The sequence below is a fragment of the Vibrio sp. 10N.247.310.24 genome, from assembly GCF_041467175.1.
GTDB lineage: Bacteria > Pseudomonadota > Gammaproteobacteria > Enterobacterales > Vibrionaceae > Vibrio > Vibrio tasmaniensis_A.
Genome location: NZ_JBFSUD010000042.1, coordinates 24,983 through 36,914, shown reverse-complemented (window position 1 = coordinate 36,914; position 11,932 = coordinate 24,983). Strand labels below are relative to the sequence as shown.

Sequence of the window (11,932 nt, the reverse complement as noted above, 5' to 3'; positions counted from 1 at the left end):
GTTTTAGCTATTAGCTTGCGAGATTTCCATATGGGTCATGCCAACATAGTCAGAGCAGTGGTTTGGTTATGTCTTTAATGCAGCGAAATATTATGTTCCAAATCCGCGGTTTTATCATAGACAAAGACTAATGAATTGCTGGTGGTGATAGGTTTTAGCTATTAGCTTGCGAGATTTCCATATGGGTCATGCCAACATAGTCAGAGTAGTGGTTTGGTTATGTCTTTAATGCAGCGAAATATTATGTTCCAAATCCGCGTGTTGGGAGTTCGAATCTCTCCACCCCTGCCATATTTAAGGCTCTAGCAGAAATGCTAGAGCCTTTTTGCTTTCTGAATTTAATATACGCGATTAGCAAAGCCGCGGATTCTCCGGCTTACCAAAACAGCGCGTGTTGGGAGTCTAAACCTCCAACCTGCCATATCAATGCCTCAACAGAAATGCTGGGGCTTTTTTGCTGTATACTAGTTCGATTTTTAGTCGATAATTCCTACTTTTAATAAAACCTGGGCTTAGAAAGGTAAGTGCTCACTTATCCCAGCCTCTTTTATAAACAATCAACAGCACAATCCCCACTTCTTTATGAGAATTGTTCTCAATATTTTGTTACATTTTGGTTGTTATTACTAAAAGGCAACAAATATGGATATTTCCCGTCGTAAGTTTATTCAATCATCTCTCGCTATTTCTGCACTAACTGTTTTGCCCGCTTGTTCTATGAAGCAGTCTGTTGATGGGCAAGGTAAGTATGTTTATGACTTAACTGCTGAACCTTCAACAGCTGAGTTAGTCGCGGGATTTGATACCAATGTCTTAGCCTTTAATGGGCAGATCCCAGCTCCGACGATTCGATGTCGACAGGGTGAAAAGGTCACAATTCGTTTTACGAATAAGCTATCAGAGCCGACGACTATCCATTGGCATGGCTTAAGAATCCCTATCGAAATGGACGGTGTTCCCTTCTTAAGTCAGCCACCGATTATGCCAGGTGAAACATTCATTTATGAGTTTACGCCGCCAGATGCTGGCACATTTTGGTATCACCCACATATGAATAGCGTTAAACAACTTGGTATGGGTTTAGTTGGCCTTATTATCGTAGAAGAAAGCACTCCCGTGCAGTTTGACGAAGAACACGCATTGATGCTTAAACATTGGCATATCGACAAGCAGGGTCAATGGAAAGACTTAATGATTCCTCGACTCAGTGCTCGTATGGGCACTCCTGGTGAGTGGAGTAGTGTTAATGGTGTTCATGAACCTGTATACCAATTAAAGCAGCACGCAACGACTCGACTGCGTATCGCGAATGTCGATAATACGATCACTTATCCTATTGCTGTCGAAGGGCCTGAGGCATGGGTGATTGCCATTGATGGTAATCCTGTAAAGACGCCATATAAACTGACTCAACATAAAATTGGTCCAGGGATGCGTGTAGATATCGGGCTGATCGCTCCTATAGCTGGTGAGCGAGTTAACGTTCTTCAAATGAAGGGACGTTTCCCATTTTCTTTGTGTCAATTTGAAGCCGTAGATTCAGCATTTACTCAAGAGCGAGCGTTGCCAGTATTACCATTGAATCCAGTACCTAGCCTAGATCTTGCTAATGCTGAAGAGATCGATTTTGTGTTCGAGTGGGAAGGCGCGGTATCACCAGTATCTAAAGATGGAAAGTCCATGCCTAAATTTTGGCTAACAAATAAAAGAGCATGGGAAGGAATGAGCAAAGACAATATTCCTGAACCGTTGACGACTTTAGAGTTAGGTAAGACTTACATATTCGATCTAAAGAACGTCACCCAATACCATCACCCGATCCATATTCACGGTCATACATTCACTGTATTGGAACTTGATGGGAAGAAAGTTGAAGAGCCTTTCCATACCGATACAGTGTTACTTGGAAAAAACGGGCGAGCTAAAGCTGCATTTGTTGCAGACAACCCTGGCCGCTGGATGTACCACTGTCATGTTATAGAACACATGAAAACGGGTTTAATGGGATATATTGAAGTTAAGTGACACCTGTAACGTTTAATATTTGCGCATGCATTCTTAGTTTCTACCCTCGCTTTTATCGGCGGTAAAGCTAGAATATAGGGACTATTGTTTGGGAGGATTCATGGGTCAGTTATCTATTTTAGGTTTTATTGCCATTGGTGGCGCATTTGGTGCTTGTTCGCGTTATTTGATTTCAGAGTTATGTGTGGTGATGCTAGGGCGTGGTTTCCCTTATGGTACGCTAACTGTTAACGTGGTTGGCTCTTTAATTATGGGCTTACTCATCGCAGCGTTTGAGAATGAGATGGTTGCGACAGAACCATGGAGACAAATTATCGGTCTTGGCTTCCTTGGAGCACTGACTACATTTTCTACATTTTCGATGGATAACGTGCTTCTTATGCAGCAGGGTGCTTTCTTTAAGATGGGACTCAATGTGTTACTCAACGTGGTTCTCAGCATCTCCGCAGCATGGATCGGCTTCCAACTTTTGATAAAGTCTTAAAACTTTCTTACGATTTGTTAACAACTCGGCTTGGTTTATCCAAGCCGTTTTTATATACTCGATCGAACTTGTCGGAGTGCCATATGGCTGAGACCGTTAACTCGGGATCCGTTGAACCTGATCAGGCTAATACCTGCGAAGGGAACAAGAGTAGATATCTAACTAGACTCCTTCTAGAGATCTATCTCCAGATCACAACTGTATTTCTTACCGTGATCCCTCTTGTAGCATCTAATCCGTCAAGCATTTTTATCCCTATAAATAATGGCTAAAAGCCAAGGAAAAATGCTATGTCGAGTCGTAAACAAGCAAGACTGGAAGCGAAGAATTTCATCGATTCTTTATCCGTACAACCTTATCCAAATTCAAAAAAAGCTTACATCCAAGGATCTCGAGAAGATATTCAAGTCCCTGTACGAGAAATATCACTCGCTGATAGCCTTGTCGGTGGTACTAAAAAAGAGCCTGTATTCGAACCTAATGTACCCATTCAAGTTTACGATACCTCAGGTGTTTACACTGACCCCACACATCAAATAGACCTGTATAGCGGCCTTCCAAAGTTGCGTGAGCAATGGATTGATGAGCGTGGTGATACGGAACTGTTAGACGATGTAAGCTCTGTTTACACTAAAGAACGTTTAGAAGATGAAACTCTAGACGACCTTCGTTACGGCAACCTACCTAGAATTCGTCGTGCGACTGGCGATCAATGTGTTACTCAGCTGCACTATGCTCGTCAGGGGATTATCACTCCTGAGATGGAGTACATAGCTATACGTGAGAACATGGGACGTCAGAAGTTTGCTGATGAGCAGCTTAACCACCAACATCCTGGCCATAACTTTGGCGCAAACCTGCCGAAAGAAATTACCCCTGAATTCGTGCGTAAAGAGGTCGCTGAAGGTCGAGCTATTATCCCTTCAAACATCAACCATCCAGAATCAGAACCGATGATTATTGGTCGTAACTTCTTAGTGAAGGTGAACGCTAATATCGGTAACTCTTCAGTAAGCTCTTCGATTGAAGAAGAAGTTGAGAAGTTAGTATGGTCAACTCGCTGGGGGGGCGATACCGTAATGGACCTTTCTACCGGCCGTAATATTCACGAAACTCGCGAATGGATCTTACGTAACAGCCCTGTACCAATCGGTACGGTTCCTATGTATCAAGCCCTTGAAAAAGTGAATGGCGTTGCGGAAGACCTTAACTGGGAAGTGATGCGCGATACTTTGATTGAACAAGCAGAGCAGGGTGTTGATTACTTCACTATCCACGCAGGTTTGTTGCTTCGCTACGTTCCGATGACGGCTAAACGTGTGACCGGCATTGTTTCTCGTGGTGGTTCTATTATCGCGAAATGGTGTCTTGCTCATCACCAAGAGAGCTTCCTTTATACTCACTTCCGCGAGATCTGCGAGATCTGTGCAAAGTACGATGTTGCCCTGTCATTGGGTGATGGCCTACGCCCGGGCTCTATTGCAGATGCCAATGATGAGGCTCAATTCTCGGAGTTACGTACTCTAGGTGAGTTGACTAAAGTCGCTTGGGAGTACGACGTTCAGGTGATAATTGAAGGCCCAGGTCATGTGCCAATGCACCTAATTAAAGAGAACATGGATGAGCAGTTAGAACACTGCCATGAAGCGCCTTTCTATACGTTAGGTCCACTGACGACAGATATTGCTCCTGGTTACGACCATATTACCTCTGGAATTGGCGCCGCCATGATTGGTTGGTACGGCTGTGCGATGCTCTGTTATGTAACCCCTAAAGAGCATTTAGGTTTACCAAATAAAGAAGATGTGAAGACCGGCCTGATTACATACAAGCTTGCTGCACACGCTGCTGACCTTGCGAAAGGGCACCCGGGCGCACAAATCCGAGATAATGCATTATCTAAAGCACGTTTTGAATTCCGTTGGGAAGACCAATTTAATCTAGCTTTAGACCCTGAAACAGCACGTTCTTTCCATGATGAAACTCTGCCACAAGAATCCGGTAAGGTTGCTCACTTCTGCTCAATGTGTGGACCTAAATTCTGCTCGATGAAGATCTCTCAGGAAGTCCGAGAGTATGCGAAAGATACAGAACAAGTAGCCGCGGATCAGGCTATCGAGATTAAGATGCTAGATAACCCATTGGAAGGGATGCGTCAGAAATCACAAGAGTTCCGTGATACTGGGTCTGAACTTTACCACCCTGCAGTAGGTGCAAAAGAAGCTCAATTAGAGGAATAATGACAGTGAAGATACTCATCCCATCTCAAAATATTGAGTTAACGGGAGAGGTGCAGAACTGTCTATTGGTTGCTAAGCGACAAGGCTTGGCAACTGATGCAGTTGAGTTGGGCGTAAGCCCAACTCAACACTTTTCTATCGTTAATGCTCAGCAGGCGTTATCTATTGGCTTCGCTCATGATGTTGATTCATTGGCGAAGTGTCAGCTAGCGGAATTGAACCATGTTGTTGATTACAATAATTCAGTCGCGCTAACTGACGTTTGTGACGCCTTTATACAAACTCCGAATGTCATCTATATCGGTGTCTCAGATGATTCAGTTGTACTGGATATCTGGTCACACTTAGATGCTAATCGTGCTATCAAGAGTGAAACTACAGCTCATCAGGAGTTAGATAATCGCGGCCACTTTGCTTGGTTACTTACTTTGTTGGCACTGGAATTCCCATTAGAAGACGCACTGGTTTTAGCTCGCGCAGCACTTAATGTTTCACGTGGAACATGGCCAGCAAACTATCAAAACTTTCCGATCCCAGTTCTGGAAGATGAGCGACTGGATATTAGTGTTGGTTGGGCGCATCAAGGAAGATCACTTTCGTTCCCTGAATTGAGTAAGAGTAGTTTAGGGCTATACCCTGTGGTTGATGATGTTGAGTGGATCGAAAGACTGCTTAAGCTTGGCATCAACACTGTTCAACTACGTATTAAAAACCCGCAGAAAGCGGACTTAGAACAACAAATCGCACGATCAATCGAGCTTGGTCGAGAGCATAACGCTCAAGTTTTTATCAACGATTATTGGCAGCTTGCACTCAAGCATGGTGCTTTTGGTGTTCATTTAGGGCAAGAGGATATTGAAGAATCAAACCTCTCACAGTTGAGCCAAGCGGGTATAAAGATCGGTTTATCGACTCATGGTTATTATGAGTTGCTACGTATCGTCCAAATCAATCCAAGCTACATTGCACTAGGCCATATATTTCCGACCACAACGAAACAGATGCCATCGAAGCCTCAAGGCTTGGTGCGTTTATCTCTGTACCAACAGCTAATTGATACCATCCCATACACAGAAGAGCTTACTGGTTATCCGACGGTGGCTATTGGTGGTATTGACCAATCGACAGCTGCACAGGTTTGGGATTGTGGTGTATCGAGCTTAGCGGTTGTACGTGCGATTACATTAGCGGAAGACCCACAAAAAGTGATCGAATTCTTCGAGAAGCTAATGGCTCCTAGCTCTTCAACGCTTAGTAAAGAGGTTATGCGGGAGCCTAGCTATGTTGAGTGACTTTGAGTTCATTCGTTACCAACGACAAATTGCGTTACCTGAGGTAGGTGAGCAAGGTCAACGAAACCTGTTAAACAGCCATGTGTTGGTGATTGGTTGTGGTGGCTTAGGTAATGCTGCTGCTCTCTATCTAGCAGCTTCTGGTGTCGGAAGAATCGTGTTGGTGGATGATGACTATGTGGATTCGTCCAATTTGCAGAGACAAGTCGCGTTCAAGGAGAACCAATTAGGTTCACCTAAGGTCGAAGCTCTCAAGCAACAATTGAGTGAACTCAATGGTCGCAGCCAGGTAAGAACCATCAATCAACGAATGAGTGAAAACCAACTTGAATTAGAGGTAATGCTGGCTGATCTCGTGTTGGATTGTACTGACAACTTCGCGTCACGCCAGCAGGTTAACCGAGCTTGTTTTAAAGCTAATACACCTTTGATATCGGGTTCTGCAATCGGCTGGAAAGGTCAATTTATTGTCTTTGATTATCAGAACCAGAAAGGGTGTTACCACTGTTTGTTCCCGTTCAGTCATCATCCACAAACAACGCGTTGTAGTGATAGCGGCATCATTGGTCCAGTGGTCGGCACTATAGGTAACCTCCAAGCTCTTGCTGCTATTCAGCGTATTAGTAGTGGCGAGTTTAAAGTCGCAACACATCAACTAAAGCTGTTCGATGGCCAAACGATGGACTGGCAAAGCCTCATGGTCACGCAAGATAGCGAATGTCCCGTGTGCAGTGCGTCTGTAGTTAAGCATTTAGAAGAAGAAATCCAATGAGCCATATAACCATCTCGATAAACGAGCAACCGGAGCAGGTCGCGCAATCATCGTCTCTCTCAGACATCATCCAAGCACTATCGCTACCTGACTTAGGTTGTGTATTTGCTATTAATAATGCGGTTGTACCGCGCAGCCAATGGCAACAAACCATCGTCAATGAAGGCGATTCCATCTCTCTTTTCCAAGCTATTGCAGGGGGCTAACCATGTTAACCATCGCAGATAAAACGTTTCAATCTCGACTCTTTACTGGAACTGGCAAGTTCGCTAACAAGCATTTGATGGCGAGTGCTATCGAGGCTTCAGGTTCGCAACTGGCCACCATGGCGCTGAAGAGAGTTGATATTCGCTCTGAGCAAGACGATATCCTACAACCGATCATGGATGCTGGCGTGAACTTACTGCCGAATACCTCTGGCGCTAAGAATGCAAAAGACGCCATCTTTGCTGCGCATTTGGCTCGTGAAGCACTGGGCACAAACTGGCTTAAACTGGAAATTCACCCAGATCCAAAGTACTTGATGCCGGACCCCATTGAAACGCTTAAAGCCGCTGAGCAACTAGTCAAAGATGGCTTTGTTGTGTTGCCTTACTGTCATGCCGACCCAGTTTTGTGTAAGCGCTTGGAAGAGGTGGGTTGTGCTGCAGTTATGCCGTTGGGTGCGCCGATTGGTTCAAATAAGGGTATTGTGTCTGCAGACTTCATAGAGATCATTATCGACCAAGCGAATGTCCCTGTGATTGTGGATGCAGGCATAGGCGCACCATCGCATGCAGCTCGTGCAATGGAAATGGGCGCAGACGCTGTGTTAGTGAATACTGCGATTGCGGCTTCTCAAAAACCCGTAGATATGGCGATTGCCTTTAAGCTGGCAGTTGAAGCGGGTCGTATGGCTTACCTTGCTGGGCTTGCAGGAAAAGTATCTCACGCGGTTGCTTCGAGCCCGTTAACTTCATTTCTAGACGAGTAGAGTACCTATGACGTTTGTTGATCGATTTAAACAGCTCAACTGGGATGACATTGGTATGTCTATCTTCAGTAAAACGGCAGCGGATGTTGAACGTGCTCTGAGTAAACCCAAACGTGACCTGGAAGACTTTAAGGCTCTGATCTCTCCGGCGGCAGAACCTTACTTAGAGCAGATGGCACAACAGTCGTTGGCGCTAACTCGTAAGCGATTTGGCAATACAATGTCGCTTTACATTCCTTTGTACCTCTCGAATCTATGCGCTAATGCGTGCACGTATTGTGGCTTCTCAATGGAGAACCGTATCAAACGTCGCACGCTTACTTTGGATGAAATTGATGCCGAAAGTGCGGCTATCAAAAAGATGAAGTTCGATAGCGTTTTGTTAGTCACCGGTGAACATGAAACTAAGGTCGGGATGAATTACTTTCGACAGGTGTTGCCGAATATCAAAAAGCAATTCAACTACCTTGCGATGGAAGTGCAGCCGCTTGATCAACATGATTACGCAGAGCTTAAAACTCTCGGCCTAGATGCTGTTATGGTTTACCAAGAGACTTATCAGCCAAGTACTTACGCTGAGCATCATCTACGTGGCAATAAAATGGATTTTGAATACCGTCTTGAAACCCCAGATCGCTTGGCAAAAGCGGGGATCGATAAGATAGGTATTGGTGCCTTGATTGGTTTGGAAGATTGGCGAACCGACTGTTTTTTTGTTGCTGCTCACTTAGATTACTTAGAGCGTACTTATTGGCAAACACGTTACTCAATTTCATTCCCACGTCTTCGCCCGTGTGAGGGTGGAGACTCTGGTGGTGGATTACAGCCTAAATCAATCATGAACGATAAACAGCTGGTTCAGCTTATCTGCGCATATCGACTCTTGAATCCTGAGGTCGAGTTATCCCTTTCTACTCGCGAATCGGCAACCTTTCGCGACAATGTGTTGCCATTAGGAATCACAAGTATGTCGGCGGCTTCTAAAACCCAGCCTGGTGGTTATGCTTCTGGTGAAGAAGAGCTCGAACAATTTGAGATCAGTGACGAGAGAAGTGCTGCTGATGTTGAGTCAATGATCCGACAGCGAGGTTTCGATCCAGTGTGGCGAGACTGGCATAGTGCCTATTCTGGTTAATCAACATATTGGTTGATGTTCCACGTGAAACATCTTAATGATACAGGCAAATAAAAACGGCTACCTTTGGGTAGCCGTTTTGCTATTTAACTTATTAACCTAGCAAGCTCGTTTTGGTTCAGGTAACAGCTTAACGAAGCATTATGCGTGAGCTAATGGTGTAGTTGATTGGCGTAGCCATTCCAGCGTATCACCTTCAACTAATGGGCTAACGTCGTTCCAAACTTTCTGATGGTAGTCGTTCAGCCATGCCAGTTCAGGTCGTGTTAGCAAATCAACATTGATGTTGCGCTTATCGATAGGGCAACGTGTTAGTGACTCAAAGGTTAGTACTGAGAAATCACCTTGAGTTGACAGTTCAACCACGAGCTCTAGGTTTTCGATGCGGATACCAAATTCATCAGCACGGTAGTAACCCGGCTCGTTCGATAACACCATACCTTCAACTAGAGGTACGTCGATCAGCTTCTTAGAGATGCTTTGCGGTCCTTCATGAACACTTAGGAAGTGACCAACACCATGACCAGTACCATGATCGTAATCGAAGCCTTCTGCCCATAAGTGCTGACGCGCTAGGATATCAAGTTGGAAACCACGAGTACCTTGTGGGAAACGCGCACGTGCAATGCCAATGTGGCCTTTCAGCGCTAATGTGAACTGCTGGATCATTTCGTCGCTTGGCTGGCCAATCGCGATAGTACGAGTGATGTCGGTTGTGCCATCTAAATACTGACCGCCTGAATCGACTAGGTACAGAGTATTCATCTCTAACTGACCTGGTTCAGGTTGATTCTCATGGTTGTAGTGACACATTGCAGCGTTGCCACCTGCTGCTGAAATTGTGTCAAAACTTAAGTCCATCAGCGTTGGGTCTTGTTCACGGAACGATTGTACTTTGTCAGCTAATACCGCTTCGTTGTGTAGGTTACCTTGCGCGACTTCTGCATCAATCCAAGACAGGAATTTCGCCATCGCCACGCCATCTCGAATGTGACACGCTTTCATGCCGGCAATTTCAGTTGCGTTCTTAGCGGCTTTTGGCATTAAGCATGGGTCTGCTGCTTCAATGAGATGAGCACCAGCGTTTTGTAGAACCAGCGTGTACCAAGCATTACTGGTACCTGAATCAACAGACACATTCTTACCCTCTAAAGATTGAAGGCGCGCTTCAAGCTCTGATGGGGGAGAAACACGAATACCATTACCAACGTGCGCTTCAAAACCAGCAGGGATACGAGCTGGGTCTAAGAAGAAATCGACGCTTTCATCGGCGTGAATGATCGCGTTGGATAACACAACAGGTAGGCGAGATACGTCCAAGCCACGAATGTTAAGCAACCAACAGATTGAGTCTAGCTCGGTAAGGATAGCGGCGTCCGCACCTTTTGCTTTTAGTAAGCCAGCAACCTCCGCGCGTTTGCTCTCGCTTGATTGACCAACGGCGTCTGTTGCCATTAGGCGAACATCAGACACGACAGGCTCAGGGCGATTAGACCAAAGCTCATCAATTGGATTAGAAGAGAGTGTCGTTAGCTCAACTTTCTCTGCCAGTTTTGCTTGTGCGCCTTTCAACCAAGCTGCTGTGTGCATGCGTGGGTCGAATGCAACCTTACTACCTTGTGGCAATGAATTGATGATCCAATCTAAAGCCGGTTCTTCAATAAGGTGGCGATACTCAAATAACTCTGCTGGTACTTGCTTACGAACCTGAACGGTGTAGCGACCATCAACAAAAATAGCAGCAGTTTCACGAGTGATAACAGCGGCACCTGCAGAGCCAGTGAAACCTGTTAACCAGTGAAGTCGCTCGTTATGAGCGGGAACGTATTCACCTAGATATTCGTCTTCGTGTGGAATGATAACGGCATCTAGGTTGTTTGTTTCAAGCCAAGCTCGAACCGTAGCAACGCGTTCAGCAGTGATATTGTGCATCTGTGTTTATCCTTATTGTTAGGGTCCTTGTTAACACTCACAGTCGATATACATGCGAGGGGACTTATTAGGTCAATAAGCTAGCGCTTTTGTTCGTTTGCTGCAAACGCTGTACGCCATTTTTATCTAAGATGCAGAGTTTTTTCTTTGATGATATCTCGCAACCAAGTTAGCGCTGGGTCATTTTCTCTATCACGGTGCCAAAACAAAGTGTATGCCATCGGCGGGAATTCCATTGGTAAAGGCACAACCACTAGGTCGAGTTGTTTGGCGACAAGGTAAGTAAAGTGGCTTGGTGCGGTAAAGACAAAATCGGTGTAGGTACACAGGCTAGCGGCGCTATTGAAGTCCGGTACTGAGATTGCGATATCACGTTGGTGGCCAAGGTCGGCAAGTTTGTAGTCGAGTAGCCAACGGTCGTTACCATCACATCTTACTTGCACATGACGCTGGGCTAGATAGGTTTCTAGATCCCATTTGCCACTCAGAGCAGGGTGGTTGCGTCTTAACACACACATTTGTGCATCACGGTAGATCTCTTGTTCGCAGATATCGTCTGGCGGCAGCATAGTTAAGCGCGCGTCGTTGATGTCGATGTCTTTGCCTGTGAGTCCGATATCTAACTCACCAAGCTGTAGCTTCTTAAAGGTTTGTTCGGTCCACGCGTGGGTGTTGATATTGACCTTAGGGGCTTGTCGAAATATCGCCGGTAAGAAATGAGGAAGAATCAGTGGGTACACACTCTCAACGGCAGCAATGTGAAAGCTGTGGTCACTATTGTTGGGAATGAATGTCTCAGGCTGAGTGAGAACATCAAGTTGGTTGATCAACGTTTCTAACCGAGGTTTAAGGAAAACAGCTTTCGGTGTTGGTCGTAGGCCATGAGCACTTCGTGTGAAAAGAGGGTCATTAAATTGTTCACGAAGCTTAGCTAGCGACTTACTCACAGCCGATTGACTCAAGCACAATCGATGCGCAGTGCGAGTGACACTCAGCTCTTCCATCAGCACCTGCAAGCAAACCAGTAGATTGAGGTCGAGGCGTGATAGTTTCTCGATATTCATGTGAGTTTCCTATTT

10 protein-coding genes and 1 riboswitch are annotated in these 11,932 nt (G+C 45.4%); of the genes, 8 read left to right on the top strand and 2 right to left on the bottom strand.

Going from position 1 to position 11,932, the window contains the following annotated elements:
• Window positions 1–642: 642 nt before the first annotated feature.
• From AB6E08_RS14095 to thiH, 8 genes are all read left to right on the top strand, one after another.
• Window positions 643–2,025: a multicopper oxidase family protein gene (locus AB6E08_RS14095; protein ID WP_372064419.1), complete on the top strand. Its 1,383-nt coding sequence runs from the start codon at window positions 643–645 to the stop codon at window positions 2,023–2,025.
• A gap of 100 nt (window positions 2,026–2,125) precedes the next feature.
• Window positions 2,126–2,509 (top strand): fluoride efflux transporter CrcB, encoded by a 384-nt coding sequence (crcB, locus tag AB6E08_RS14090; RefSeq protein ID WP_060983701.1) that lies wholly within the window; start codon window positions 2,126–2,128, stop codon window positions 2,507–2,509.
• Window positions 2,510–2,571: 62 nt separating this feature from the next.
• A riboswitch (TPP riboswitch) is annotated at window positions 2,572–2,670 on the top strand.
• A gap of 129 nt (window positions 2,671–2,799) precedes the next feature.
• Window positions 2,800–4,749, top strand: coding sequence for a phosphomethylpyrimidine synthase ThiC (gene thiC / locus AB6E08_RS14085; RefSeq protein WP_017108620.1), 1,950 nt, complete (start codon window positions 2,800–2,802; stop codon window positions 4,747–4,749).
• Window positions 4,749–6,041 carry a thiamine phosphate synthase gene (locus AB6E08_RS14080; RefSeq protein ID WP_102504477.1) on the top strand — a complete coding sequence of 431 codons (1,293 nt, stop codon included), beginning with the start codon at window positions 4,749–4,751 and terminating at the stop codon, window positions 6,039–6,041. The genes thiC and AB6E08_RS14080 overlap by 1 nt, the downstream gene beginning before the upstream one ends.
• Complete coding sequence (locus tag AB6E08_RS14075) at window positions 6,031–6,813, top strand: HesA/MoeB/ThiF family protein (protein WP_102504476.1); 783 nt, start codon at window positions 6,031–6,033, stop codon at window positions 6,811–6,813. Before AB6E08_RS14080 ends, AB6E08_RS14075 begins: the two co-directional genes overlap by 11 nt.
• A complete protein-coding gene (gene thiS / locus AB6E08_RS14070) occupies window positions 6,810–7,019 on the top strand; it encodes a sulfur carrier protein ThiS (protein WP_019820040.1) in 210 nt (69 codons plus the stop codon). Before AB6E08_RS14075 ends, thiS begins: the two co-directional genes overlap by 4 nt.
• Before the next feature lie 2 nt (window positions 7,020–7,021).
• On the top strand, window positions 7,022–7,786 hold the full coding sequence (locus AB6E08_RS14065; RefSeq protein WP_102504475.1) for a thiazole synthase: 765 nt from the start codon (window positions 7,022–7,024) through the stop codon (window positions 7,784–7,786).
• 7 nt (window positions 7,787–7,793) lie between these two features.
• Window positions 7,794–8,921: a 2-iminoacetate synthase ThiH gene (gene thiH, locus AB6E08_RS14060; RefSeq protein ID WP_372064423.1), complete on the top strand. Its 1,128-nt coding sequence runs from the start codon at window positions 7,794–7,796 to the stop codon at window positions 8,919–8,921.
• A 141-nt stretch (window positions 8,922–9,062) separates the two neighbouring features.
• Here the strand turns inward: thiH and AB6E08_RS14055 are convergent, their stop codons facing one another.
• A complete protein-coding gene (locus tag AB6E08_RS14055) occupies window positions 9,063–10,853 on the bottom strand; it encodes an aminopeptidase P family protein (RefSeq protein WP_372064425.1) in 1,791 nt (596 codons plus the stop codon).
• A 122-nt stretch (window positions 10,854–10,975) separates the two neighbouring features.
• The gene (locus AB6E08_RS14050; protein ID WP_012605070.1) at window positions 10,976–11,917 is read right to left on the bottom strand and encodes a LysR family transcriptional regulator; all 942 of its coding nucleotides are present in this window, start codon (window positions 11,915–11,917) and stop codon (window positions 10,976–10,978) included.
• Between the last annotated feature and the right edge of the window lie 15 nt (window positions 11,918–11,932).